Annotated in this window: 25 protein-coding genes; 13 read left to right on the top strand and 12 right to left on the bottom strand. The window is 68.9% G+C overall.

Annotation, left to right across the window (positions count from 1 at the left end):
• Positions 1 to 10: 10 nt before the first annotated feature.
• The 7 genes from IWH25_RS04985 to napF all read left to right on the top strand — a co-directional run bounded on the left by IWH25_RS04985 (position 11) and on the right by napF (position 6,247).
• A complete protein-coding gene (locus IWH25_RS04985) occupies positions 11 to 2,002 on the top strand; it encodes a heme lyase CcmF/NrfE family subunit (protein ID WP_203388233.1) in 1,992 nt (663 codons plus the stop codon).
• A complete protein-coding gene (locus tag IWH25_RS04980; protein WP_203388232.1) occupies positions 1,999 to 2,580 on the top strand; it encodes a DsbE family thiol:disulfide interchange protein in 582 nt (193 codons plus the stop codon). Before IWH25_RS04985 ends, IWH25_RS04980 begins: the two co-directional genes overlap by 4 nt.
• Entirely contained in the window at positions 2,577 to 3,077 is a 501-nt protein-coding gene (locus tag IWH25_RS04975) for a cytochrome c-type biogenesis protein (protein ID WP_203388231.1), read from the top strand. Before IWH25_RS04980 ends, IWH25_RS04975 begins: the two co-directional genes overlap by 4 nt.
• Positions 3,074 to 3,937 (top strand): c-type cytochrome biogenesis protein CcmI, encoded by an 864-nt coding sequence (gene ccmI, locus IWH25_RS04970; RefSeq protein ID WP_203388230.1) that lies wholly within the window; start codon positions 3,074 to 3,076, stop codon positions 3,935 to 3,937. The genes IWH25_RS04975 and ccmI overlap by 4 nt, the downstream gene beginning before the upstream one ends.
• A 172-nt stretch (positions 3,938 to 4,109) precedes the next feature.
• A complete protein-coding gene (locus IWH25_RS04965; RefSeq protein ID WP_203388229.1) occupies positions 4,110 to 4,697 on the top strand; it encodes a NapC/NirT family cytochrome c in 588 nt (195 codons plus the stop codon).
• Positions 4,698 to 4,787: 90 nt separating this feature from the next.
• Entirely contained in the window at positions 4,788 to 5,648 is an 861-nt protein-coding gene (locus IWH25_RS04960) for an ethylbenzene dehydrogenase-related protein (RefSeq protein WP_203388228.1), read from the top strand.
• Between the two features lie 116 nt (positions 5,649 to 5,764).
• The gene (napF, locus tag IWH25_RS04955; RefSeq protein ID WP_203388227.1) at positions 5,765 to 6,247 is read left to right on the top strand and encodes a ferredoxin-type protein NapF; all 483 of its coding nucleotides are present in this window, start codon (positions 5,765 to 5,767) and stop codon (positions 6,245 to 6,247) included.
• Positions 6,248 to 6,296: 49 nt separating this feature from the next.
• On the opposite strand, the gene IWH25_RS04950 is transcribed toward napF, so the two are convergent.
• The 12 genes from IWH25_RS04950 to IWH25_RS04895 form a co-directional block, all read right to left on the bottom strand.
• Entirely contained in the window at positions 6,297 to 6,785 is a 489-nt protein-coding gene (locus tag IWH25_RS04950; protein ID WP_203388226.1) for a nitrate reductase cytochrome c-type subunit, read from the bottom strand.
• 38 nt (positions 6,786 to 6,823) lie between these two features.
• Positions 6,824 to 7,729, bottom strand: a complete 906-nt coding sequence (napH, locus tag IWH25_RS04945; RefSeq protein ID WP_203388225.1) for a quinol dehydrogenase ferredoxin subunit NapH — start codon at positions 7,727 to 7,729, stop codon at positions 6,824 to 6,826.
• Entirely contained in the window at positions 7,726 to 8,724 is a 999-nt protein-coding gene (napG, locus tag IWH25_RS04940; RefSeq protein ID WP_203388224.1) for a ferredoxin-type protein NapG, read from the bottom strand. Before napG ends, napH begins: the two co-directional genes overlap by 4 nt.
• A gap of 84 nt (positions 8,725 to 8,808) precedes the next feature.
• Positions 8,809 to 11,352, bottom strand: coding sequence for a nitrate reductase catalytic subunit NapA (gene napA / locus IWH25_RS04935; protein WP_203388223.1), 2,544 nt, complete (start codon positions 11,350 to 11,352; stop codon positions 8,809 to 8,811).
• 3 nt (positions 11,353 to 11,355) lie between these two features.
• Positions 11,356 to 11,604, bottom strand: coding sequence for a chaperone NapD (locus tag IWH25_RS04930; RefSeq protein WP_203388222.1), 249 nt, complete (start codon positions 11,602 to 11,604; stop codon positions 11,356 to 11,358).
• Positions 11,605 to 11,773: 169 nt separating this feature from the next.
• Positions 11,774 to 12,559, bottom strand: coding sequence for a TatD family hydrolase (locus IWH25_RS04925; protein ID WP_203388221.1), 786 nt, complete (start codon positions 12,557 to 12,559; stop codon positions 11,774 to 11,776).
• A gap of 37 nt (positions 12,560 to 12,596) precedes the next feature.
• Complete coding sequence (locus tag IWH25_RS04920; RefSeq protein WP_203388220.1) at positions 12,597 to 13,394, bottom strand: enoyl-CoA hydratase/isomerase family protein; 798 nt, start codon at positions 13,392 to 13,394, stop codon at positions 12,597 to 12,599.
• Positions 13,395 to 13,417: 23 nt separating this feature from the next.
• On the bottom strand, positions 13,418 to 14,662 hold the full coding sequence (locus IWH25_RS04915) for a D-amino acid dehydrogenase (protein WP_238999006.1): 1,245 nt from the start codon (positions 14,660 to 14,662) through the stop codon (positions 13,418 to 13,420).
• Between the two features lie 4 nt (positions 14,663 to 14,666).
• Entirely contained in the window at positions 14,667 to 16,844 is a 2,178-nt protein-coding gene (locus IWH25_RS04910; protein WP_203388219.1) for a RelA/SpoT family protein, read from the bottom strand.
• Positions 16,845 to 16,887: 43 nt separating this feature from the next.
• Positions 16,888 to 17,094, bottom strand: coding sequence for a DNA-directed RNA polymerase subunit omega (rpoZ, locus tag IWH25_RS04905; protein ID WP_203388218.1), 207 nt, complete (start codon positions 17,092 to 17,094; stop codon positions 16,888 to 16,890).
• Between the two features lie 16 nt (positions 17,095 to 17,110).
• On the bottom strand, positions 17,111 to 17,731 hold the full coding sequence (gene gmk, locus IWH25_RS04900; RefSeq protein ID WP_203388217.1) for a guanylate kinase: 621 nt from the start codon (positions 17,729 to 17,731) through the stop codon (positions 17,111 to 17,113).
• Positions 17,732 to 17,735: 4 nt separating this feature from the next.
• Complete coding sequence (locus IWH25_RS04895; protein WP_203388216.1) at positions 17,736 to 18,602, bottom strand: YicC/YloC family endoribonuclease; 867 nt, start codon at positions 18,600 to 18,602, stop codon at positions 17,736 to 17,738.
• 98 nt (positions 18,603 to 18,700) lie between these two features.
• Between IWH25_RS04895 and IWH25_RS04890 the strand changes: the two genes are divergently transcribed.
• From IWH25_RS04890 to hemW, 6 genes are read left to right on the top strand one after another with little or no spacing between them, the layout of a single operon-like run.
• Positions 18,701 to 19,657, top strand: coding sequence for a serine/threonine protein kinase (locus IWH25_RS04890; protein WP_203388215.1), 957 nt, complete (start codon positions 18,701 to 18,703; stop codon positions 19,655 to 19,657).
• Positions 19,654 to 20,571, top strand: coding sequence for a PP2C family protein-serine/threonine phosphatase (locus IWH25_RS04885; protein ID WP_203388214.1), 918 nt, complete (start codon positions 19,654 to 19,656; stop codon positions 20,569 to 20,571). The genes IWH25_RS04890 and IWH25_RS04885 overlap by 4 nt, the downstream gene beginning before the upstream one ends.
• An 8-nt stretch (positions 20,572 to 20,579) precedes the next feature.
• Positions 20,580 to 21,293 (top strand): ribonuclease PH, encoded by a 714-nt coding sequence (gene rph, locus IWH25_RS04880; RefSeq protein ID WP_203388213.1) that lies wholly within the window; start codon positions 20,580 to 20,582, stop codon positions 21,291 to 21,293.
• A complete protein-coding gene (locus IWH25_RS04875) occupies positions 21,277 to 22,218 on the top strand; it encodes a hypothetical protein (RefSeq protein ID WP_203388212.1) in 942 nt (313 codons plus the stop codon). The genes rph and IWH25_RS04875 overlap by 17 nt, the downstream gene beginning before the upstream one ends.
• A complete protein-coding gene (rdgB, locus tag IWH25_RS04870; protein ID WP_203388211.1) occupies positions 22,215 to 22,808 on the top strand; it encodes an RdgB/HAM1 family non-canonical purine NTP pyrophosphatase in 594 nt (197 codons plus the stop codon). The genes IWH25_RS04875 and rdgB overlap by 4 nt, the downstream gene beginning before the upstream one ends.
• Entirely contained in the window at positions 22,808 to 24,007 is a 1,200-nt protein-coding gene (gene hemW, locus IWH25_RS04865; RefSeq protein WP_203388210.1) for a radical SAM family heme chaperone HemW, read from the top strand. The genes rdgB and hemW overlap by 1 nt, the downstream gene beginning before the upstream one ends.
• Positions 24,008 to 24,041 lie beyond the last annotated feature (34 nt).

The raw sequence follows: 24,041 nt of genomic DNA, 5'->3' as shown, positions 1-24,041 counted from the left end.
GCCGCTGACGATGATTCCCGAACTCGGCCATTTCGCGCTGATCCTGGCGCTCGTCGTTTCCGCGCTGCAGGGCGTGCTGCCGCTCGCCGGCGCCCACCGCAACCGCCTCGCCTGGATCGCCTTCGCGCGGCCGGCGGCGCAGACCGCGGCGCTGCTGGTCAGCTTCGCCTTCGGCTGCCTGACCTGGGCCTTCGTCGCCAACGACTTCTCGGTCGCCTACGTCGCCAACCACTCGAACTCGCTGCTGCCGATCCAGTACCGCGTCTCCGGCGTCTGGGGCGGTCACGAGGGCTCGCTGCTGTTGTGGGTGCTGATGCTGTCGTGGTGGACGCTGGCGGTCACCTTCTTCTCGCGCCAGCTGCCGGAGGCGATGGTGGCGCGCGTGGTCGGCACGCTCGGGCTGGTCACCGCCGGCTTCCTGCTGTTCATCCTGTTCACCTCGAACCCGTTCGACCGGCTGCTGCCGGGCGCCGCCGAAGGTCGCGACCTGAACCCGCTGCTGCAGGACCCGGGCCTAGTGATCCACCCGCCGCTGTTGTACATGGGTTACGTCGGCTTCTCGGTGGCCTACGCCTTCGCCGTCGCCGCGCTGCTCTCCGGCCAGCTCGACGCGGCCTGGGCGCGCTGGTCGCGGCCGTGGACCACCGCCGCCTGGATCTTCCTGACGCTGGGCATCGCCATGGGCTCGTGGTGGGCCTACTACGAGCTGGGCTGGGGCGGCTGGTGGTTCTGGGATCCGGTCGAGAACGCGTCGTTCATGCCCTGGCTGATCGGCACGGCGCTGGTGCATTCGCTGGCGGTGACCGAGAAGCGCGGCAGCTTCAAGAACTGGACCGTGCTGCTGGCGATCTCGGCCTTCTCGCTGTCGCTCCTGGGCACCTTCCTCGTCCGCTCGGGCGTGCTCACGTCGGTGCATGCGTTCGCCACCGACCCGAAGCGCGGCATCTTCATCCTCACCTTCCTGGTCGTCGTCATCGGTGCCTCGCTCGCGCTGTTCGCCTGGCGCGCGCCGAAGGTCGGCCTCGGCGGCCGCTTCGCGGTGCTTTCGCGCGAGTCGCTGCTGCTCACCAACAACGTGCTGCTGGTCGTCGCCTGCTCGTCGGTGCTGCTCGGCACGCTCTACCCGCTGCTCATCGACGCGCTGGCAATGGGCAAGATCTCGGTCGGCCCGCCGTACTTCGACGCGGTGTTCGTGCCGCTGATGGTGCCGGTGCTGTTCCTGGTCGGCGTCGGCCCGTTCGCGCGCTGGAAGGAGGCGAGCGCCGTCGAGCTCGCGCGCACGCTGCGCTGGGCCTTCGCCGCCGCCGTCGTGGTCGCGCTCGTGCTGCCCTTCCTCTACGGCTCGTGGAAGCCGCTGACCGCGCTCGGCATTCTGCTCGCAGCGTGGATCGTGCTCGCCGGTACGCTCAACTTCGTCGAGCGCGTGCAGGCGACGCGCGCCGGCAAGTCCTTCGTCGCCGGCGTGCTGAAGCAGCCGGGCCACTTCTTCGGCATGCACACGGCGCACGTCGGCGTCGCCGTCTTCGTCGTCGGCGTGACGATGGTGCAGAGCTACCAGGAAGAGAAGGACGTCAAGATGGGTCCGGGCGACACCGTCGCCGTGGCCGGCTACGAGTTCCGCTTCAACGGCGTGCATGAGGTCAAGGGCCCGAACTACGTGGCGCTCGCCGGCGACTTCGACCTGCTCAAGGACGGCAAGGTGCTGAAAAAGATGCTGCCGGAGAAGCGCAACTACGCGTCGTCGGGGATGCCGATGACCGAAGCGGCGATCGACGCTGGCCTCTTCCGCGACCTCTACGTCTCGCTCGGCGAGCCGATCGACCGCCTGCAGCCGGAAGGCGAATGGGCCGTGCGCGTCTACCACAAGCCCTTCGTCGACTGGATCTGGGGCGGTTGCGTGCTGATGGCGCTCGGCGGCCTGATCGCCATCGCCGACCGCCGCTACCGCGTCAAGGCGCGCCAATCTTCCACTGTTTCCACGGGCAACACACAAACCGCATGAACCGATTCCTCTGGCCGCTCGTCGGCTTCGCCGCTCTCGTCGTCCTCCTCGCCGTCGGCCTCGGGCTGAACCCGCGCGACGTGCCGTCGCCGCTGGTCGGCAAGCCGGCACCGGCGTTCTCGCTGCCGGTGCTCGGCGCCGAGCAGAAGTTCGGCCCGGCCGACATGCAGGGCAAGGTCTGGCTGCTCAACGTCTGGGCCTCGTGGTGCGTGTCCTGCCGCCAGGAGCACCCGCTCCTGGTCGAACTCGGCCGGAAGAAGGTGGTGCCGGTGGTCGGGCTGAACTACAAGGAGGTGCGCGGCGACGGCGAGACCGACATGGCCAAGACCGACGCCGCGAGCGAAGAGCGCATGGCGCGGCAGAAGGCCGCCGGCTGGCTGAAGCAGCACGGCGACCCGTACCTGCTGTCGGTGCTCGACCTCGACGGCCGCGTCGGCATCGACTACGGCGTCTACGGCGTGCCCGAGACCTACGTCATCGACAAGGCGGGCCTGATCCGCATGAAGCACACCGGCCCGATCAGCCCGGACGATCTGACGAAGAAGATCCTGCCGCTGGTCGCGGAGCTGAACAAATGATGCGCCGCGCCCGCCACTTCGCCGCCGCGCTCTGCCTCGGCGCCGCCGCACTGTCGGCGCAGGCCGGCGAGGCCGCGCCGCTGGCCGAGGACCCGGTCGTCGAGAAGCGCCTGCTGGCGATCACCGCCGAGCTGCGCTGCCTGGTCTGCCAGAACCAGACCATCGCCGACTCCAACGCCGACCTCGCCAACGACTTCCGCCGCGAGATCAGGAAGCTGATCGCCGAGGGCAAGTCGGACCAGGAGATCCTCGACTTCATGGTCGCCCGCTACGGCGATTTCGTGCGCTACCGGCCGCCGGTCAAGGGCACGACGCTGCTGCTCTGGGTCGGCCCCGGCGTGCTGCTGGTGCTCGGCCTGACCGTGCTGATCCGCTACCTGCGCCGGCGCAACGACGCGATCGCCGACGGTGCGCTGACCCCCGAGGAACAGCAGGCCGCCGAGGCGCTGCTCGCCGCCGCCCGCCAGGACTCCCGCCAGGAATCGAAACCGCAATGACCCCCTTTCTCGCCCTGGCGACGCTGCTGATCGTCGTCGCCGCCGTTTCGCTCGCCGTTCCGCTGCTGCGCCGCCCGCGCACCGCCGCCCTCGCCACCGACCGCAGCGCCGCCAACCTCGCGATCTTCGGCGACCAGCTCGCCGAGCTCGAGCGCGAGCGCGCCGAAGGCTCGCTGTCCGCGGCCGATTTCGAACAGGCCAGGACCGAACTGCAGCGCCGGCTGCTCGAGGAAGTGAAGCCGGAAGCGCAGGCCGGCAAGGAAGCCGCGCCGAGCCGCAAGACCGCGCTCGCCGTCGTCGTCCTGCTGCCGCTGTGCGCGCTGCTCGGCTACGGCCTGCTCGGCACGCCGGCGGCGCTCGACCCGGCCAACACCCGTCCGCAGGAGCCGCAGCACCAGGTCACCGCCGCGCAGATCGAAGGCATGGTCGAACGCCTCGCGCAGCGCCTGCAGCAGAACCCGGACGACGCCAAGGGCTGGGTGATGCTGGCACGCTCGTACAAGATGCTCGGCCGCTATGCCGAATCGGCGGCCGCCTACGCCAAGGCGCCGGCGCTGGTCGACAACGACCCGCTGCTGCTCGCCGACTACGCCGAGGTGCTGGCGATCTCCGGCAACGCTTTCAAGGGTCGCCCGAGCGAGCTGATCGACAGAGCGCTCAAGCTCGCCCCCGAGGATCCGCAGATCCGCCTGCTGGCCGGCGCCGCCGCCGGCGAACGGCACGACTACCAGAGCGCGATCGCGCACTGGGAAAAGGCGATCGCGCAACTGGAGCCAGGCAGCGAAGAGGCGTTGACGCTGCAGTCGGCGATCGAGCGCGCACGCGCGGCGCAGCAGCGCGGAAACGGCGGCAGCCGTTGAGCTGGCGCGGCGCGCCGCGAGAGTACCCACGCAAATTGTGGATTAGTTAATCTAGATCAAACCCTTACTCCGGGTGGGTCGATAGACTCCCCCCCACTAACGGCGGCCTTGTGCGCGCAATCGCTGCGGGCGGGTCGCCGACATCAAATAAAGACCAAGTGAGGGGTTTGTCATGTCCGATAACACCGGCGGCTTCATCGCCTTCCTGCGCCGCCCGAGCGCCAAGTATTCACTGCTGACGCTGCTGGTCGTCGGCTTCATCTCCGGCATCGTCTTCTGGGGCGGCTTCAACACCGTGCTCGAGGCGACCAACACCGAGCAGTTCTGCATCGGCTGCCACGAGATGCGCGACAACGTCTATCAGGAATACAAGACGACCATCCACTACAACAACCGTACCGGCGTCCGCGCCGTCTGCTCCGACTGCCACGTGCCGAAGGACTGGACGTACAAGATGATCCGCAAGATCCAGGCGTCCAAGGAAGTCTACGGCAAGATCGTCGGCTCGATCGACACCAAGGAGAAGTTCGAGGCCAACCGCCTGCGCCTGGCGCAGAACGAATGGGCGCGGATGAAGGCCGCCGACTCGCGCGAATGCCGCAACTGCCACTCCTTCGATTACATGGATGTCGAGAAGCAGAAGGCGCGCGGCGCGAAGATGCACAAGATCGCCCGCGACGAGAAGAAGACCTGCATCGACTGCCACAAGGGCATCGCGCACAAGAAGCCGGCGAACATGCCCGAGGAGGACGACGAGTAATCGTCGCGGCATACGACTGAGTCCCCTGCAGCCGGTCAACCCGACGGGTTGCAGCACCGTTAAGCAGCAACCTTTACTGGAGAGGCAACAATGAAAAAATCGATCGTTTCGCTGTCCGTGATGGGCGCCGTGCTCGCCCTCGGTTCTTCCGCCGCCTTTGCCGCGCCCGACTGGTCCAAGGTGCCGAAGCGCGACGTGCAGGTGTTCCATGCCGGCGTGACGCCGATCGAATGGGTGATGAAGAAGTCCGACCACAGCGGTCGCGTCGGCCTGACCAAGGGCGAGAGCTGCGTCGGCTGCCACGAGGAGAAGGGCGGCCTCAACTTCGACATGAAGCGCCTGGCGAGCAAGGATCTCGAGCCGGTCGGCACGCCGAAGACGATGAACTTCCCGGTCACCGTGCAGGCCGCCTACGACAAGGACAACCTCTATGTCCGCCTGTCGTTCAAGGCCCCGGCCGGCGGCGCCGATCACGGCGACAAGGACAACGAGGTCAAGGCGGCGGTGATGTTCGCCAACGACAAGGTCAACGTCGACGCCGGCGGCAAGACCGTCTCCGGCGCCCAGGTCGGCTGCTGGGCGACCTGCCACGCCGACGCGCGCACGATGCCGGGCGCCGACGACAAGAAGACCAAGTACACCAAGGACGGCGCCTACGAGCTGATGCAGTGGAAGAGCGGCAAGGGTGCCAAGGCCGTCGACGGCTCGGTCGCCGACTCGCGCAAGATGGAAGGCGGCAGCGCCGGCGTCAAGGCCGAAGGCGACAACAAGGGCGGCGCGGTGACGGTGACCTTCACCCGCAAGCTGAACGGCACGCTGGCCGAAGGCAAGGCGGTCCCGGTCGGCTTCGCGGTGCACGCCGACAAGGCCAGCGGCCGCTTCCACCACGTCTCGATGGGCTACACGCTGGGCATCGGCACCGACGGCGACATCAAGGCGGTGAAGCAGTAATTCCCGAACGGGAATCCCGATTCCCGAACGGGAATCCCGATTCCCGACGGAACGGCGCAAGGGCAGGGAGGGCGACCTCGCCTGCCCTTGTTTTTTGAACGAAGAGGCGAACGACGATGAGCGACCCGAGCAGCCGGCGCAACTTCCTGCGCGGCCGCGTCGCGACGCACCGCGCCGAGCCGCGTCCGCCGTGGGCGCAGGCCGAGGGCGAGTTCGTCGGCGCCTGCACGCGCTGCGGCGACTGCGCACGCGCCTGCCCGACGCGGATCATCCGCCCGGGCGACGGCGGCTATCCGACGGTCGATTTCGCGCTCGGCGAATGCACCTTCTGCGGCGACTGCGCCGCCCGCTGCCCGACCGGCGCGCTCGCGCGACGCGAGCAGCAGCCGCCCTGGCAGCTGCGGGCGACGATCGGCGATGCCTGCCTGGCCCGCCGCGCGGTCGAATGCCGCATCTGCGGCGAGATGTGCGACGCGGCGGCGATCCGCTTCCTGCCGCAGGCGGGCGGCATCGCCGCACCGCAGCTCGACGCGGCGCGCTGCACCGGCTGCGGCGCCTGCGTCGCACCCTGCCCGACGGCGGCGATCGCAGTGCGGTAAACGGCGACGGGGAGCCGCAGCCCCCCGTCGTCGCGCCGGCGCTGCCGACTCAGTTCTTCTTGGTCGGCTTCTTCGCGGCGTCCGCCTTCTTCGCCACCGCGTCGCCCTTGAAGTCGCTGTCCACCAGCGGCGGCGCGTCGACCTGCGGCACGTGGCACTGCGTGCAGTTGTGGCGGCCGGCGGAGGCCTCGTCGAGCTTCTTGCCGTCGCGGTTCACGAAGTGGCTGTCGCCGACCTTCGGCGCCTTCTTCTTCTGGTAGTTGGCCGCGCCGTGGCAGTCGAGGCACTGGTTGGTCTCCAGATTGACCTCGTCGAAGTTCTCGACCGCGTGCGGGATCACCGGCGGCTGCGTGCTGAAGGTACGGGCGACCGGCTCCTGCGTGCCGGGGCGCTTGCCGACGTAGTTCTTCTCGGCCGCGACCGGATCGGGAGCGGCGACATCGAGGCCGCGCATCGACTTCGGCGCATCGGCGGCGATCGCGGAGAAGGTGAAGCAGGCGGCCAGCACGGCCATCGAGAGTTTCAGCTGGGTTTTCATGATCGACGTTCCCTCCACTTGAAGTTGAATCACTGAAATCAGAACTGGCCAGGCGTCGCGGCACGGTCGCCGCCCGCCTCGCCGACCGGAAGCGCATTGTTGAAACGGCTCCCGAAACGGAAGACGTCCTTCGCACAGACGTCGATGCAGCGGCCGCAGTTGGTGCAGGCGGCCGCCAGGATCACCGGCCCGGCGCCGGTCGCGGCGCCCTTCAGCGCCGGCCGGATGACCTGCGGCTCGGGGCAGACCTCGAAGCAGTCCATGCAGTCGTTGCACGCGGCGCGCGCCGGCGCCGACACGCGCAGCGGACTGACGCGGCCGAGCAGGCCGTAGAAGGCGCCGACCGGGCACAGCCGGCCGCACCAGCCGCGGCTCATCACGAACAGGTCGAACAGGAAGACCGCGAGCACGATCGTCCACGCGAAGCCGATGCCGAAGATCAGGCCGCGGTGCAGCATCGACACCGGGTTGACCAGCTCCCACAGGATGACGCCGGAGAGCGCCGAACCGACCAGCGTCATCGCCAGCATCCAGTAGCGGGTGGTGCGCGCCAGATGCACGCTGCCCTTGATGCCGAGCCGGCGGCGCAGCCAGCCGGCGCTGTCGGTGACGATGTTCACCGGGCACACCCAGGAACAGTAGACGCGGCCGCCGACCAGCACGTAGAAGGCGACGACGATGGCGACGCCGACCAGGCCGAGCGTTTCCGGCAGGTGGCCGGTGAAGAGCGACTGCAGCGCGACGTAGGGGTCGGTCAGCGGCAGCACGCCGAAGGTATACGAATAGGCGAGGTTGCCCTTGACGATCCAGACGCCGGCGAGCGGCCCGAGCAGGAACAGCCCGAGGATCGCGAGCTGCGTGCCGCGCCGCAGCAGCAGCCACTTGTGAGCGCCGAACCAGCCCTTGGCGGCGCGGGCGTCGGCGCCGATGCGCTTGTCGCTCATCGGCCGCCTCCCAGTCCGGGCGGATGGCTGGGCACCTTGCCGGCGACGGCGCCGGGCATCCCCGGCGGCACGGCCTCGCTGCCGAGTCCGGGGGGCGCCGACGGCACTGCCGGCCCGCCGAGTCCCGGCGGCGCGCTGGGCACCGGCCCCGGCGCGCTGCCCGGCATTCCCGGCGGCGCGGTCATGCCGCTCGCCGGGTCGTAGTGGCCGGGCAGGGTGGTTCCTTCCGGCAGGCGGTCGGGCAGATCGACCATGCTCTTCTCGTCGATCAGCGAACCGCCGGATTTCTTCTGCTCCTCCCAGCCGAGGCGATAGTGCTGGCCGAGCGCGCCCTTGGCCAGCGCGATCGGCAACACCTTGATCGCCGCCTCCTCGGTGACGCAGGCCTTCTCGCACTTGCCGCAGCCGGTGCAGTGTTCGGAATGCACGGTCGGCAGGAACATCGCATGCCGCCCGGTGCGCGTGTTCGGCACCAGCTCCAGCGTGATCGCCTTGTCGATCACCGGGCAGACGCGATAGCAGACATCGCAGCGCAGGCCGAGGAAGTTGAGGCAGGTCTCGTGGTCGATCAGCGCCGCCAGCCCCATGCGCGCCCGGTTGATGTCGGTCAGCCCGTGGTCCAGCGCGCCGGTCGGGCAGGCCTTGACGCAGGGGATGTCCTCGCACATCTCGCAGGGGATGCTGCGCGCGGTGAAATACGGCGTGCCGGTCGCCACCGGGGCTTCCGGCTTCGCCAGGGAGAGCGTGTCGTAAGGGCAATCGCGGACGCACAGGCCGCAGCGGATGCAGGCGCCGAGGAAATCCCCTTCCGCCAGCGCGCCCGGCGGGCGCAGCGCCAGCGCCGGCAGCGCCTTCGCCTGCTTGGCGTAGAGGCCGAGTCCGAGCCCCAGCATGCCGACGCCGCAGGCCATGCGCGCCGCGTCGAAGATGAACTGGCGGCGTGCCGGCGCGGCCTTGCGCACTGCGGGCGGGAGGGTTTCGTCGTGGCGAGCCATCGCGGTCAGCCGGCGGGTGGGGTCGAATGTTCCCGCCCCACCCTTTCCCGGCACTCCCTGATTGCCTTATCGGTTGGCGACGCTTTAGGCCTTGACCACCTTGCACGCGCACTTCTTGAAGTCGGTCTCTTTCGAGATCGGGCAAGTGGCGTCCAGGGTCAGCTTGTTGACCAGGCGGTGCTCGTCGAAGAAGGGCACGAAGACGAGGCCGACCGGCGGCTTGTTGCGGCCCTTGGTCTCGACGCGCAGCTGGATCTCGCCGCGACGGGTGGCGACCTTGACCACGTCGTTGCGGGCGAGGCCGCGCTTCTTCGCATCCTCCGGGTTCATGAACACCACCGCGTCCGGCACCGCCTTGTACAGCTCGGGCACGCGACGGGTCATCGAGCCGGTGTGCCAGTGCTCGAGCACGCGGCCGGTGCACAGCCACAGGTCGTACTCGTTGTCCGGCTGCTCGGCCGCCGGCTGGTAGGGCAGCGCGTAGACCACCGCCTTGCCGTCGGGGTAGCCGTAGAAGCGGACACCCTCGCCCTTCGGCACGTACGGATCGTAGCCCTCGCGGAAGCGCCACAGCGTCTCCTTGCCGTCGACCACCGGCCAGCGCAGGCCGCGCGCCTTGTGATAGACGTCGAAGAAGGCGAGGTCGTGTGCCTTGCCGCGGCCGAACCTGGCGTATTCCTCGAACAGGCCCTTCTGCACGTAGAAGCCGAAGTGCTTCGCGTCGTCGTTCATGTAGTCCTTGATCGCGTGCGCGTTGACCGCCTTCACGTCGTCGAGGCCGTACTTGGTCGTCTCGGCATTGGCAAAGAGCACCTCGTACATCGTCTTGCCCTTGTACTCGGGCATCTTGTCGAGCAGCTCGGCCGGCCACACCTCTTCCATCTTGAAGCGCTTCGCGAACTCGAGGTACTGCCACAGGTCGGAACGGGTCTCGCCCGGACCCTTCACCTGCTGCCGCCACATCTGGCCGCGACGCTCGGCGTTGCCGTACATGCCTTCCTTCTCCATCCACATCGCGGCGGGGAGGATCAGGTCGGCCGACATCGCGGAGACGGTCGGATAGACGTCGGAATGGACGACGAAGGCCTTCGGGTTGCGCCAGCCCGGATAGATTTCCTGGTTGACGTTCGGGCCGGCCTGCATGTTGTTGGTCGTCGTCGACCAGAAGAAGCCGATCTTGCCGTCCTTCAGCATGCGCGACTGGAGCACCGCGTGGTAGCCGATCCAGTCGGGAATGGTGCCTTCCGGCAGCTTCCAGATCTTCTCGGTCATTTCGCGGTGCTTCGGATTCATCACCACCATGTCGGCCGGCAGGCGGTGCGCGAAGGTGCCGACTTCGCGCGCGGTGCCGCAGGCGGACGGCTGGCCGGTCAGCGAGAACGGGCTGTTGCCCGGCTCGGAGATCTTGCCGACCAGCAGGTGGACGTTGTAGATCATGTTGTTCACCCAGGTGCCGCGGGTGTGCTGGTTGAAGCCCATGGTCCAGAACGAGGTGACCTTGACCTTCGGGTCGGCGTAGGCCTTGGCCAGCGCCTCCAGCTTGTCCTTGGGCACGCCGGAGATCTCGTGCGCCTTGTCGACGGTGTATTCGGCGACGAAGGCGGCGAACTCGTCGAAGGAGATGTCCTTGGCGTTGTTCGGGTTGCCCTTCGGCTTGCCGTCCTCGCCCGGATAGCCGTTGTTCATGGCGACCTTCTCGAGCGGGTGGTTCGGGCGCAGGCCATAGCCGATGTCGGTGACGCCCTGCTTGAACTTGACGTGCTTGCCGACGAATTCCTTGTTAACGGCGCCGGTCTGGATGATGTAGTTGGCGATGTAGTTGAGGATCGCCAGGTCCGACTGCGGCTTGAAGATCAGCTCGCTGTCGGCGAGCTCGCAGGAGCGGTGCGTGAAGGTCGACAGCACGTGGATCTTGACGTGCTTGGCGGTGAGGCGACGGTCGGTGATCCGCGACCACAGGATCGGGTGCATCTCGGCCATGTTCGAGCCCCACAGCGCGAAAACGTCGGCGTGCTCGATGTCGTCGTAGCAGCCCATCGGCTCGTCGATGCCGAAGGTGCGCATGAAGCCGGCGACCGCCGAGGCCATGCAGTGACGGGCGTTCGGGTCGATGTTGTTGGTGCGGAAACCGGCCTTCATCATCTTCGCGGCGGCGTAGCCTTCCCACACCGTCCACTGGCCGGAGCCGAACATGCAGATGTTCTTCGGGCCGCCTTCCTTCAGCGCCACCTTGCACTTCTCGGCCATGATGTCGAAGGCCTTGTCCCAGGAGATCGGCGCGAAGTCGCCGTCCTTGTCGTACTGGCCGTTCTTCATGCGCAGCAGCGGCTGCGTCAGGCGGTCCTTGCCGTACTGGATCTTGGCCAGGAAATAGCCCTTGATGCAGTTCAAGCCGCGGTTGACCGGCGCGTCCGGATCCCCTTGCGTCGCCACGATGCGGCCGTCCTTGGTGCCGACCAGCACGCCGCAGCCGGTGCCGCAGTAGCGGCAGGCGCCCTTGTCCCAGCGCACGCCGTCGTCCTTGCCCTTCTGCTGCGCCAGCACGGCCTGCGGCACCGCGATGCCGGCCGAAGCCGCCGCCGCCGCGATGGCGTTGCTCTTGATGAAATCACGTCGCGTCAGTTTCATTTCTCAGACCTCCTCATCAGGATTTGATTCGACTTGGTGATAGACCATCGACGCCGAGAGCACGCCCGGCTGCTGGGAAATCACCTCATAGGTTTTTACGGTGTCCTGCTCGGACGCGGACTCGATGGTGACGATCATCCGGCCGTCCTCGGCCACCGTATGCACTTCGACGCCGTCGATCGCCTCGAGCAGTTGCTTCACCTGCTGGGCCCCTTCGGGGCGGGCGCCGACGATCACGCTGGAGATATCCATTGACTTTCCGACTCTCAATTTCGGGACAGGCGACAAGCCTAATCCCCCGGAATCGGTATTTCGTTTGATGCAAATCAAGCCCAAAAAAAATCCACAAATAATTTGTGGATTTCTTGACGAAACGCAAATTAGCGTTTACCGAAATACGGCGAAAGCCCCGCCGATTGGGTCATTCCGTGATGTTAGACAGAATGCTTATAGCATTGCGTGAGGTAATCCCGGCGACTTCGGGCAGCGGCAAAGACCATGCCGCGGCAAGGGTTTCGGCGATCCGCGGCAGCAGCGCCGGCTCGTTGCGCGCACGTCCGGAAGCGGGGTCGGGGACCGCAAACTGGGGGGGAATGTCGGGGGCGTCGGTCTCGAGCACGATCGCCTCGCGCGGCAGCTCGGCGGCCAGCGCGCGCAAGCGGGTCGCACGCGACCAGGTCATCGCGCCGCCGAAACCGAGCTTGAAGCCGAGGTCGATGAAGACCTCCGCCTGCTGGCGGCTGCCGTTGAAGGCGTGGGCGATGCCGCCGCGCAGCCGGTAGCGGCGCAGTTCGCGCAGGATCGGGTCGACCGCCCGGCGCACGTGCAGCAGCACCGGCAGGTCGAAGTCGCGGGCGAGCTTCAGCTGCTCGACGAAGAAATGCAGCTGGCGCTGCGGATCGAGACCGGGAACGAAGAAGTCGAGGCCGATCTCGCCGACCGCCACCGGCCGCTCACGTTCCAGCCAGCCGCGCAGCACCGGCAAGTCCTCGTCGCGCGCCTGCGGCGTGTACATCGGATGGATGCCGTAGGCCGGGACGCAGCCGGGATAGCGCCGGCAGCAGTCGCGGACGGCGGCGAAGTTGGCGACCGCTACCGCCGGCACGACGATCGTCGCCACTCCGGCCGCCTGCGCGGCGGCGGCGACCGCGTCGCGGTCGGCGGCGAACTCCGCCGCATCGAGATGGCAGTGGGTGTCGATCCACATCGCGCGAACTCCCGCCGGATCGCCGCGCCGACCGCGCTCAGGACGCGAAGCGCGGGCGCCGCTTCTCGAAGAAGGCGGCCAGCCCCTCGCCGAAGTCGGCATTGACGCCGCAGGCGGCGAAGGCGCGCTGTTCGGCGTGCAGCTGCTCGGCGAGCCCGTTGCCGAGCGACTCGTTGAGCAGGCGCTTGGTGCTGGCCAGCGCCTCGGCCGGCCCGGCAGCCAGCCGCAGCGCCAGCTTTTCCGCCTGCGGCAGCAGTTCGTCGCCGGCGACGACGCGGTTGACCAGCCCCCAGGCTAGCGCCTGGCAGGCGTCGAAGCGGTCGCCGAGCAGCGCGATCTCGGCCGCGCGCTTGGCGCCGACGGTGCGCGGCAGCGACCAGGTGGCGCCGCCGTCCGGCGACAGCGCGATGTTGCAGTAGGCGAGCGTGAAGTAGGCGTCCTCGGCGGCCAGCGCGAGGTCGGCGGCGAGCATCAGCGACAGCCCGAAGCCGGCCACCGCGCCGCGCACCGCGGCGACCACCGGCTTGCCGCAGCGGCGCAGCTGCAGCGTCGTCTGGTGCACGTCGGAGATCGTGCGCTCGAACAGCGGCTGCCGCTCCTGCGGCGGCAGCGCCAGCTGCTCGCGGAACCATTTCAGGTCGCCGCCGGCCATGAAGTGCTCGCCGGCGCCGGCGACCAGGATCGCGCGCACCTCGGGATCGGCCTCGGCACGCGCACTGGCCAGCCGCAGCGCCTCGATCATGTCGAGGTTGAGCGCGTTCAGCGACTGCGGACGGTTGAGGGTGAGGCGGGCGACGCGGTCGCGCACCTCGTAGAGGACGGTATCGTTGCTCATGCTGTCTCCTGGCGGGTCTGTTGTTATTGAACGTGAAACGGGAAGTCGGGTTCCGCACGCCGCCCCGAAAGCAGGTCGGCGAGCGCGGCGCCGGCGCCGCAGGCCATCGTCCAGCCGAGCGTGCCGTGGCCGGCGTTGACCCACAGCCGGCCGATCCGCGTGCGGCCGATGCAGGGCAGGTTCGACGGCGTCGCCGGACGCAGCCCGCACCAGTATTCCGGGGCGCCGACGGCGTTGAGCTCCGGGAACAGCTGCGCCGCGCGCTGCGTCAGCGCCGCACAGCGCACCGCATTGAGCGTCGTGTCGTAGCCGTTGAACTCGGCGGTGCCGGCGATGCGCAGGCGCTGGCCGAGGCGGGAAAAGACGATCTTGTGGCCGTCGTCGGTGAGGCTCACCGTCGGCGCGACGCTCGCCTCGGAGAGCGTCAGCGTCGCAGAATAACCCTTCGCCGGGTAGATCGGCAGGCGCACGCCGAGCGGCGCCAGCAGCCGCGGCGTATAGCTGGCGCCGGCGACGACGTAGGCGTCGGCGACGAGGCGCTCGCCGCCGGCGGTCACCAGCGCGCTGACCTCGCCAGCGGCGGCGTCGATGCGCTCGACCGCCGTGCCGTAGCGGAAGGCAACGCCGCGCGCGGCGGCCAGTGCCGCCAGTGCGCGCGTGAATTTGTGCGCGTCGCCGGACTCGTCGTCGGCGGTGTAGTCGCCGCCGACCAGCAGCGGGCCGGCGGCGGCCAGCGCCGGTTCGATCGCGACGCAGTCGGTGGCCGAGATCGTCCGCCGCGCGCAGCCGAACTCGCGCATCAGCGCCGCCGCCCGCGTCGCCGCGTCGAATTCGCGGGCGTCGGTATAGATGTGCAGGATGCCGCGCGTCAGCTGGTCGTACTCGATGCCGGTCTCCTGCCGCAGCAGGCCGAGCTGCTCGCGGCTGTAGAGCGCCAGCGCGACGATGCGGCGGATGTTCCCGCGGGTGCGGCCGGGGGTACATTCGCGGAGGAAGCGTAGCGTCCAGCGCAGCAGCGCCGGGTCCCAGCGCAGCCGGAAGAGCAGCGGCGCATCCTCGCGGCCGAGCCATTTCAGCGCCTTCGGCAGGACCCGCGGGTTGGCCCACGGCTCGGCGTGCGAGACCGAGATCTGGCCACCGTTGGCGAAGCTGGTTTCGAGCCCGGCGCCGGGCTGGCGGTCGACGACGGTGACTTCGTGGCCGGCGCGGGCGAGGTACCAGGCGCTGGCGACGCCGACGACGCCGGCGCCGAGGACGAGAACCCTCAAATCCTCACTCCCCGCGCACCCGCGCGATGCGGACGACTTCCTGGATGTGGCGCAGGCTGCGCATGACCTGCGCGAGGTGCACGCGATTGCTCACCTGCAGCGTGAATTGCAGCGTCGTGTACAGGCCCGGCGTCTTCTCTTCCATGCTGACGTTCTCGATGTTGGAACCGGCCTCGGCGATCGCCGCCGCCATCTTCGCCAGCACGCCGCGCGCGTTCTTCGCCGTGACGCGGATGCGCGCGTCGAACAGCTTGCCCTCGGCCGGCTGCCACTCGACGTCGATCCACTTCTGCGGCTCGCTGCTGCGCGACTTGCGGATCTGCGGGCAGTCGTGGGCATGCACCACCAGGCCCTGTCCCTTGCGGATCGAGCCGACGATCGGATCGCCGGGAATCGGCAGGCAGCACGGCGCGAGCTGGATCGCCATGCCCTCGGTGCCGCGGATGCTGACCGTCGACAGCGGCGGCGTCGCCGGCGCGCCCCCCTCCCGGGCCAGCAGGCGGCGGGCGACGACCGCAGCGATGCGCTTGCCGAGCCCGATGTCGGTGTAGATCTCCTTCATCGAGCGGTTGCCCGAATCGCGCACCAGCTCCTCCCAGCTCGCCGTCGGCACTTCCGCCGGCGTCACGCCGAGGTGCTGCAGTTCCTGGTTGAGCAGGTTCTCGCCGAGCTGCGCCGACTCCTCGTGCTGCATCGTCTTCAGGAAATGGCGAATCTTGCTGCGCGCGCGGCCGGTGCGCACGTAGCCGAGCCAGGCCGGGTTCGGGTTGGCGTGCGCTGCGGTGATCACCTCGACCTGGTCGCCGTTCTTCAGCTCGGTCCTGAGCGGCATCAGTTCGTGGTTGATGCGCGCGGCGACGCAGCGGTTGCCGATGTCGGTGTGCACCATGTAGGCGAAGTCCACCGCGGTGGCGCCGCGCGGCAGCTCCATGATCTGCCCCTTCGGCGTGAACACGTAGACCTCGTCCGGGAAGAGGTCGGTCTTGACGTGCTCGAGGAACTCGGTCGAGTCGCGCGTCCCGCTCTGCAGCTCGAGCAGCGACTGCAGCCACTTGTGCGTCTTCTGCTGCAGGTCGGCGCCGCTCTGCTCGGCGTCCTTGTAGATCCAGTGCGAGGCGACGCCCTCCTGGGCGACGTGGTGCATCTCCTCGGTGCGGATCTGCACTTCGACCGGCGTGCCGTAGGGGCCGATCAGCGTCGTATGCAGCGACTGGTAGCCGTTGACCTTGGGGATCGCGATGTAGTCCTTGAACTTGCCGGGCACCGGCTTGTACAGCGAGTGCAGCGCGCCGAGCGCCAGGTAGCAGGTCGGCACGTCCTTGACGACGACGCGGAAGCCGTAGATGTCGAGCACCTGCGAGAAGGTCAGGCGCTTCTCCTCCATCTTGCGGTAGATCGAGTAGATGCTCTTCTCGCGGCCGAAGACCTGGGCGGTGATGCCGGCTTCCTTCATCTTGCCGGTGACGCTCTCCAGGATGCGCGACAGGAGCTCGCGCCGGTTGCCGCGCGCCGCCTTCAGCGCACGCGCGATGACGCGCGCGCGCATCGGGTGGATCAGCGTGAAGGAGAGGTCCTGCAGCTCGCGGAAGAGCTTGTTCAGGCCGAGCCGGTTGGCGATCGGCGCGTAGATCTCGAGCGTCTCGGTGGCGATGCGGCGGCGCTTGTCGGGGCGCACGTGCGACATCGTCTGCAGGTTGTGCAGGCGGTCGGCGAGCTTGATCAGCACGACGCGTAGGTCGCGCGCCATCGCCATCAGCATCTTGCGGAAGTTCTCGGCCTGCGCTTCCTGGTGCGACTGGAACTCGATCTTGTCGAGCTTGGACAGGCCGTCGACCAGCTCGGCGACCTGCTTGCCGAAGCGGCGGGCGATCTCGACCTTGCTGACCGCGGTGTCCTCCATCACGTCGTGCAAGAGCGCGGCGATCACCGCCTGCGCGTCCATCCGCCATTCGGCCAGCGCGCCGGCAACGGCCAGCGGATGCGTGATGTAGGGTTCGCCCGAGTAGCGCTTCTGGCCGCGGTGGGCGGCCTCGGCGAAGGCGTAGGCGTCGCGGATCAGCGCGACTTCGTCGGGCTGGAGATAGCTGAGGCTGTCGATGAAGACCCGGTAGGCCGGGTCCTCAGTAGCGGGAACGGAGTTGCCGGAGACGAGCGCCGGGGCAGAGGCTGATTCGGCGGCCATCCGTCTTCACCTTGCCTTCCGCCCGCAGCGTCGTCGAGGGCGGTCAGGCCTGACCGCGGTTGAGGACTTCCAGGCCGACCTTGCCGAGCGCCAGTTCGCGCAGCGCGATCACGGTCGGCTTGTCCTTCTCGGCCTCGACCAGCGGGCTGGCGCCGGAGGCCAGCTGGCGGGCGCGGTAGGTTGCCGCCAGGGTCATCTGGAAGCGGTTGGGGATGCGTTTCAGACAGTCGTCTACGGTTACTCGGGCCATGCGGTTACCTATTCAATCAATGCAGCAGATCTGCGAACAATCGGGAGTGGCGCGCGTGCTGGCTGTCCAGGCGGAGCCGCGAGGCGCGCACCACGGCGAGCAGGTCGGCAAGCGCCTGCTCGAGCTTGTCGTTGATAATAACATACTCAAATTCAGTCACATGCCGCATCTCGTCCTGCGCCGCGGCGAGCCGGCGGGCGATCACCTCGTTGCTGTCGGTGCCGCGCCCGGTCAGCCGCTGGCGCAGCACGGCCAGCGACGGCGGCAGCACGAAGACGCCGATCGCCTCCGGAAACTGCCGGCGCACCTGCTGCGCCCCCTGCCAGTCGATCTCCAGCAGCACGTCGCGGCCGGCGGCCATCTCCGCCGCGATCCACGGCCGCGAGGTGCCATAGCAGTTGCCGTGCACCTCGGCCCACTCGAGGAAGTCGCCGCGCGCAACCATGTCGCGGAAGGTTTCCATGTCGACGAAGTTGTACTCGCGGCCGTCCGCTTCGCCCGGCCGCGGCGGCCGCGTCGTATAGGAAATGGACAGGCGGATGCCGGGATCGTTCTCCAGCAGCATGCGCACCAGCGTCGTCTTGCCGGCGCCGGACGGGGCGGCGACGATGTAGAGGTGGCCTCGGCTCGCGCTCATCGCTTCACTCCAGGTTCTGCACCTGCTCGCGCATCTGCTCGATCAGCAATTTGAGATCCATCGCCGTCTGCGACACCTCGCTGACCACCGACTTCGAGCCCAGCGTGTTGGCCTCGCGGTTGAGTTCCTGCATCAGGAAGTCGAGCCGCTTGCCGACCGCGCCGCCCTGCTTCAGCACGCGCTCGACCTCGTCCAGGTGCGTCGCCAGGCGCGCCAGCTCCTCGGCGACGTCGATGCGCGCGGCGAAAACGACGACCTCCTGGCGGATGCGCTCGTCGTCGGCGCTGCCGATCGCGTCGACCAGCCGCTGCTTGAGCCGGTCCTGGAAGGCCGCCTGCGCCGCCGGGATGTGCGGCGCGACGTCGGCGACCAGCGTGCGCATGCGCGCGACCTTGTCGAGGATCACCGCCTTCAGCTTGTCGCCCTCGCGCGCACGGCTGGCGCAGAAGTCGTCGAGCGCGGCGCGCGCGGTCTCCAGCACCGCCGCCGCCAGCGCCTCGGGGTCGAGCGTCTCGTCGCCGAGGATGCCCGGCCAGCGCAGCACTTCGCCGACCGCCAGCGGACGCGCCTCGGGCAGCTCGCGGCGGACCTGGCGGTCGAGCGCAGCGAGCTGCGCCAGCAGCTCGTCGCTGAGCTGCAGCTGGCGCGCGCTCTTCGCCGCGGCCATGAAGTAGACGCGGCACTCGACCTTGCCGCGGCCGACGCGGGCGGCGATCGCCTCGCGCAACGCCGGTTCGGACAGGCGCGCCTCGTCGCAGACGCGGAAATGGACGTCGAGGAAGCGCGAATTGACGCTCTTCAGCTCGAGGCTCAGCGAGCCGAATTCGAGGTCGCGGGTCTTCGCCGCGTAACCGGTCATGCTCTGGATCATGGGAAACCACCGAAAGGGGGGACGGCCGGCGCGCAGCTTTACACGCCCCGGCCAAACCCCGAAAATGTCCTGAAGCTCACATCATAGCCTTCACCCAGATGGCGCAACAAGCCAACCACGCGCTCCCGGAGGGATACCAGATCGACCATTACCGCATCGAGCGGCAGCTCTCGCTCGGCGGTTTTTCGATCGTCTATCTCGCCACCGAGCGCGACGGCCGGCGCGTCGCGATCAAGGAATACCTGCCGAACAGCCTGGCGCTGCGCGGCGAAGGCGAGATCACCCCGAGCATCTCGCAGGAGCATCTCGGCGCCTTCCGCTACGGCATGAAGTGCTTCTTCGAGGAAGGCCGCGCGCTGGCCAAGCTGTCGCACCCGAACGTCGTCCGCGTGCTCAACTTCTTCCGCGCCAACGAGACCGTCTACATGGTCATGGAGTACGAGGAGGGCAGCACGCTGCAGGAGTACATCCAGCGGCGGCAGAAGCCGGTCTCGGAGAACTTCCTGCGCAACGTCTTCACGCGCGTGCTGAACGGGCTGCGCGAGGTGCACACGCACAAGCTGCTGCACCTCGACCTGAAGCCGTCGAACATCTACCTGCGCGGCGACGGCACGCCGCTGTTGATCGACTTCGGCGCCGCACGGCAGACGCTGGCGCTCGACACGCCGATGCTGAAGCCGATGTACACGCCCGGCTTCGCGTCGCCCGAGCATTACCTGCGCCAGGAACTGGGGCCGTGGAGCGACATCTACAGCATCGGCGCCTCGATGTACGCCTGCATCGCGCTGGCCGCGCCGCAGGCCGCCGACCTGCGCCAGGAGAAGGACCAGGTGGTGCCGGCGATGGTGCGCTGGGAGGGCAAGTATTCCGACCAGCTGCTGGAAACGATCGACTGGTGCCTGTGCCTCAACCACCTCTACCGCCCGCAGAGCGTCTTCGCGCTGCAGAAGGCGCTGACCGAGACGCCGCCGCCGCCCGAGGCGAAGGCCGAGGAAGCGCCCCGCTCGTGGCTGGGCAGCCTGATCGGCAAGCTCAGGAAGCAGGAAACGACATGAAATTCACGATCTACCAGGAAAGCCGGCAGGGCAAGCGCAGCAACAACGAGGATCGCATCGCCTACTGCTATTCGCGCGATGCGCTGCTGATGGTCGTCGCCGACGGCATGGGCGGCCACTACTACGGCGAGATCGCCTCGCAGATCGCCGCGCAGACGCTGACCGAGGCCTTCCAGCACGAGGCCAAGCCGGGGCTGAACGACCCCTTCCTGTTCCTGCAGCGGGGCATGACCAACGCCCACCACGCGATCCTCGACTTCGCGATGGACCACAACCTGCGCGACTCGCCGCGCACCACCTGCGTCGCCTGCGTGATCCAGGACAACGTCGCCTACTGGGCGCACGCCGGCGATTCGCGCCTGTACCTGGTGCGCGACGGCCGCCTGCAGGCGCAGACGCGCGACCACTCGCGGGTGCGCGCGCTGTTCGAGCAGGGGGTGATCACCGAGGCGCAGATGGCCAACCACCCCGAGCGCAACAAGGTCTACAGCTGCCTCGGCGGCCCGCAGCCGCCGGAGATCGAGTTCTCGCGGAAGACGCCGCTGGAAGCCGGCGACGTGGTCCTGCTCAGCACCGACGGCTTCTGGGGGCCGCTGCCGCCCGAGCTGATCGCCGCCTCGCTGCGCCAGGCCAACCTGATGCAGGCGGTGCCGGCGCTGATGGGCCAGGCCGAGGAGCGCGGCGGCCCGTACTGCGACAACCTGTCGGTGGTCGCCGCGCGCTGGGAGGACAGCTACGTCGAACTTGCGCAGAGTACGGTGTCTACGCAGACAATGGGACTCGACGAGGTCACCACCCGGCTCGACAAGTTCGGCCGCAACCCGGCCTACAAGCTCGACCTCTCCGACGACGAGATCGAGAAGGCGATCGAGGAGATCCGCTCCACGATCGAGAAGTATTCGCCGAAAAAATAGGAAACCGCATGCGCCCCAGCCAACGCCAAGCCGACGAACTCCGCGCGCTCAGGATCGAGCGCAACTTCACCCGCCACGCCGAGGGCTCGGTGCTGATCCGCATGGGCGACACGCACGTGCTGTGCAATGCCAGCGTCGAGGAGAGCGTGCCACCCTTCCTGCGCGGCAAGGGCCAGGGCTGGGTCACCGCCGAATACGGCATGCTGCCGCGGTCGACGCACACGCGCACCGCGCGCGAGGCGGCGAAGGGCAAGCAGACCGGGCGCACGCAGGAGATCCAGCGCCTGATCGGCCGCTCGCTGCGCGCGGTGGTCGACCTGAAGGCGCTCGGCGAGCGCCAGATCACGCTCGACTGCGACGTGTTGCAGGCCGACGGCGGCACCCGCTGCGCGTCGATCACCGGCGCCTGGATCGCGCTCTACGACGCCTGCGAGAAGCTGGTCGCGGCCGGCAAGATCGCCGAGAACCCGGTGCGCGACCACGTCGCCGCGATCTCGGTCGGCATCTACCGCGGCGTGCCGGTGCTCGACCTCGATTACCCGGAGGACTCCGACTGCGAGACCGACATGAACGTGGTGATGACCGGTTCCGGCGGCATCGTCGAGATCCAGGGCACGGCCGAGGGCGAACCCTTCACCCGCGCGCAGATGGAACAGTTGGTGGACCTCGCTGCGGCCGGCATCGGCCGCCTGGTCGGAGCGCAGCGTGCGGCACGGGAATGAACCGCGCGGCGGGCGGCCGCTGAGCGAGGAGGAGCAGGCGGAACGGCTGCAGAAGCTGATGGCCGACCTCGAGACCTCGATCGCCAACTTCGACGCGACCCTGGCCGAAGCGGGCACCGGCGTCGAGCCGGCGCCGACCCACACCCGCTTCGTGCCGCTCGGCGACTATCCGGAAATCGACCCGAACGCTCGCCGCGAGGTAACGCCGACGACGCCCAGGGCGGCGCCGGAGGCGCCGGCCCCTGCCGGCGCGACGCCGCTGCTGCGCGAGCTCGCCGCGAGCGCAGCGGGCCAGGCCGGGCACGCGCTCTCCGAGGCTGAAGTGCGGCGCAACGCGGCCTTCGCGATCGGCCACGCACTGCAACGGCTGGCCGACTACCTGCAGCAGCTGACGACGCAGCTGAACGGGCTGCAGCCGGAGACGCCGATCGCCTTCGTCGTCGACGGCGGCCGCCGCTTCAGCGGCGTGCGCTGGCACGAAGGCTATGTCCGCCACGCCACGCGCAGCCTGTCCGAACGCTCGCTGATCGAGAAGCTGACGCTGCGCGTCGCCTACGCCGCGGCGCCACTGTCCTTCGTCGTGCCGGAGGGGGCGCTGCCGCGGCTGGAGAACGCGTTCTACCTCGACAACCTCGCCTGGCGCGACCTCGGCGCCGGCGAACCGGCGGCCGGCGGCGGCCGGCGGATTGAGGTCGATGGCACGATCCCGGTGCAGCTCGCGTTCACCGCCGACGTCGAACGCCGGCGCCTCCTGCTGCGCTGCCGCAACCTCGGCGGCCTCGGCCTGGCGGCCTATGCGATCGCGCCGGAAGCCGTCGACGCCGAGCTGATGGACGGCCTCGGCCGCTGCCTGCTCGGGCAGGTCCCGCGTCCGCCGGCGAGCTGCCAGCCGATTCCCTTCAACACCCCGGACGGGACCGCATGAAACGCCTCGTTCTCGCCTCGAACAACGCCAAGAAACTGAAGGAACTCGACGCCATCCTGGCCCCGCTCGGCTGGGAGCTGATCCCGCAGGGCGCGCTCGGCGTCGCCGAGGCCGATGAACCGCACGTCACCTTCGTCGAGAACGCACTGGCGAAGGCCCGTCACGCGTCGCGCATCACCGGCCTGCCGGCGCTCGCCGACGACTCCGGCCTGTGCGTCGCGGCGCTCGGCGGCGCCCCTGGCGTGTATTCGGCGCGCTACGCCGGTGAGCCGAAGTCGGACGCGCGCAACAACGCCAAGCTGCTGCAGGCGCTGGCGCCGCACGCCGACCGCAGGGCGCACTTCGTGTCGCTGATCGTCTTCGTGCGCCATGCCGACGACCCGCAGCCGGTGATTGCCGAGGGCGAATGGCACGGCGAGATCGTCACCGAGGAACGCGGCGCCGGCGGCTTCGGCTACGACCCGCTGTTCTACGTCGCCGAGTTCGGCCGGACGGCTGCCGAGCTCGACGCGGCGACCAAGAACGCGGTGTCGCATCGCGCCCGCGCGCTGCAGTCGCTGGTCGCCCGCATCGCCCCGCCCCCGCGCTGATGGCCCGCGTCATTCCCATCGCGCCGGCCGGCCGGGCGGCGCGCAGCGCGCTCGAGTTCCGCTCGCAACCCCCGCTGGCGCTGTACATCCATATCCCGTGGTGCGTGCAGAAGTGTCCGTACTGCGACTTCAACTCGCACGAGGCGCGGCGCGAGATTCCCGAGGAGGCCTACGTCGCGGCGCTGGTCGCCGACCTCGAGTCGGCGCTGCCGCTGGTCTGGGGCCGCCGCGTGGTGTCGATCTTCATCGGCGGCGGCACGCCCAGCCTGATCTCCGGCGAAGGCATCGACGCACTGCTGACCGCGGTGCGCAGCCGCGTACAGCTGCTGCCGGACGCCGAGGTCACGCTCGAAGCCAACCCGGGCACGGCCGAGGCGGGACGCTTCGCCGCCTACCGCGCCGCCGGCGTCAACCGCCTGTCGCTCGGCATCCAGAGCTTCGACGACCGCCACCTCAAGGCGCTCGGCCGCATCCACGGCGGCGACGAGGCGAAGCGCGCGATCGACCTCGCCGCCCGCCACTTCGAGCGCTTCAACCTCGACCTGATGTACGGGCTGCCTGGGCAAACGCTGGCCGAGGCGATCGCCGACGTGGACACGGCGCTGGCCTTCGCGCCGAAGCACCTCTCCTGCTACCAGCTGACGCTGGAGCCGAACACCCGCTTCGCCGCCGAGCCGCCGGTGCTGCCCGAGGCCGACGCCTGCGCCGACATGCAGGAGGCGATCGAGGCCCGGCTGGCGACGGCCGGCTACCTGCACTACGAGACCTCGGCCTTCGCGCAGCCGGGCTTCCAGTGCCAGCACAACCTCAACTACTGGCTGTTCGGCGACTACCTCGGCATCGGCGCCGGCGCGCACGGCAAGCTGACGCTGCACGACCGCGTACTGCGCCAGATGCGCTGGAAGCAGCCGGCGCAATACCTGCAGCAGGTCGCCGCCGGCCAGCCGGTGCACGAGGAGTTCGCGGTCGCCGCGGACGACCTGCCGTTCGAGTTCATGATGAACGCGCTGCGCCTCTGCGACGGCTTCGACCCGGCGCTGTTCGAGGCGCGCACGACGCTGCCGCTGTTCGCGATCGAGAACGAGCTGCGGCGCGCCGAGGCCGACGGCCTGCTCGTCCGCAGCATGGAGCGCATCGCACCGACGGTGCGCGGCCAGCACTTCCTGAACGAGCTGCTGCGCCGCTTCCTGGCGGCTTAAAAAAAATGCCGGCGCCCTGGAAAGGCGCCGGCCC

This window comes from Azospira restricta (assembly GCF_016858125.1).
Lineage (GTDB): Bacteria > Pseudomonadota > Gammaproteobacteria > Burkholderiales > Rhodocyclaceae > Proximibacter > Proximibacter restrictus.
This window is presented reverse-complemented; position numbering and strand designations above follow the sequence as displayed.

Bases quoted from the DNA above. Each gene is read 5' to 3' on its own strand.
- IWH25_RS04985 (WP_203388233.1), top strand. From the start codon at position 11: ATGATTCCCGAACTCGGCCATTTCGCGCTGATCCTGGCGCTCGTCGTT.
- IWH25_RS04980 (WP_203388232.1), top strand. From the start codon at position 1,999: ATGAACCGATTCCTCTGGCCGCTCGTCGGCTTCGCCGCTCTCGTCGTC.
- IWH25_RS04975 (WP_203388231.1), top strand. From the start codon at position 2,577: ATGATGCGCCGCGCCCGCCACTTCGCCGCCGCGCTCTGCCTCGGCGCC.
- ccmI (WP_203388230.1), top strand. From the start codon at position 3,074: ATGACCCCCTTTCTCGCCCTGGCGACGCTGCTGATCGTCGTCGCCGCC.
- IWH25_RS04965 (WP_203388229.1), top strand. From the start codon at position 4,110: ATGTCCGATAACACCGGCGGCTTCATCGCCTTCCTGCGCCGCCCGAGC.
- IWH25_RS04960 (WP_203388228.1), top strand. From the start codon at position 4,788: ATGAAAAAATCGATCGTTTCGCTGTCCGTGATGGGCGCCGTGCTCGCC.
- napF (WP_203388227.1), top strand. From the start codon at position 5,765: ATGAGCGACCCGAGCAGCCGGCGCAACTTCCTGCGCGGCCGCGTCGCG.
- IWH25_RS04950 (WP_203388226.1), bottom strand. From the start codon at position 6,785: ATGAAAACCCAGCTGAAACTCTCGATGGCCGTGCTGGCCGCCTGCTTC.
- napH (WP_203388225.1), bottom strand. From the start codon at position 7,729: ATGAGCGACAAGCGCATCGGCGCCGACGCCCGCGCCGCCAAGGGCTGG.
- napG (WP_203388224.1), bottom strand. From the start codon at position 8,724: ATGGCTCGCCACGACGAAACCCTCCCGCCCGCAGTGCGCAAGGCCGCG.
- napA (WP_203388223.1), bottom strand. From the start codon at position 11,352: ATGAAACTGACGCGACGTGATTTCATCAAGAGCAACGCCATCGCGGCG.
- IWH25_RS04930 (WP_203388222.1), bottom strand. From the start codon at position 11,604: ATGGATATCTCCAGCGTGATCGTCGGCGCCCGCCCCGAAGGGGCCCAG.
- IWH25_RS04925 (WP_203388221.1), bottom strand. From the start codon at position 12,559: ATGTGGATCGACACCCACTGCCATCTCGATGCGGCGGAGTTCGCCGCC.
- IWH25_RS04920 (WP_203388220.1), bottom strand. From the start codon at position 13,394: ATGAGCAACGATACCGTCCTCTACGAGGTGCGCGACCGCGTCGCCCGC.
- IWH25_RS04910 (WP_203388219.1), bottom strand. From the start codon at position 16,844: ATGGCCGCCGAATCAGCCTCTGCCCCGGCGCTCGTCTCCGGCAACTCC.
- rpoZ (WP_203388218.1), bottom strand. From the start codon at position 17,094: ATGGCCCGAGTAACCGTAGACGACTGTCTGAAACGCATCCCCAACCGC.
- gmk (WP_203388217.1), bottom strand. From the start codon at position 17,731: ATGAGCGCGAGCCGAGGCCACCTCTACATCGTCGCCGCCCCGTCCGGC.
- IWH25_RS04895 (WP_203388216.1), bottom strand. From the start codon at position 18,602: ATGATCCAGAGCATGACCGGTTACGCGGCGAAGACCCGCGACCTCGAA.
- IWH25_RS04890 (WP_203388215.1), top strand. From the start codon at position 18,701: ATGGCGCAACAAGCCAACCACGCGCTCCCGGAGGGATACCAGATCGAC.
- IWH25_RS04885 (WP_203388214.1), top strand. From the start codon at position 19,654: ATGAAATTCACGATCTACCAGGAAAGCCGGCAGGGCAAGCGCAGCAAC.
- rph (WP_203388213.1), top strand. From the start codon at position 20,580: ATGCGCCCCAGCCAACGCCAAGCCGACGAACTCCGCGCGCTCAGGATC.
- rdgB (WP_203388211.1), top strand. From the start codon at position 22,215: ATGAAACGCCTCGTTCTCGCCTCGAACAACGCCAAGAAACTGAAGGAA.
- hemW (WP_203388210.1), top strand. From the start codon at position 22,808: ATGGCCCGCGTCATTCCCATCGCGCCGGCCGGCCGGGCGGCGCGCAGC.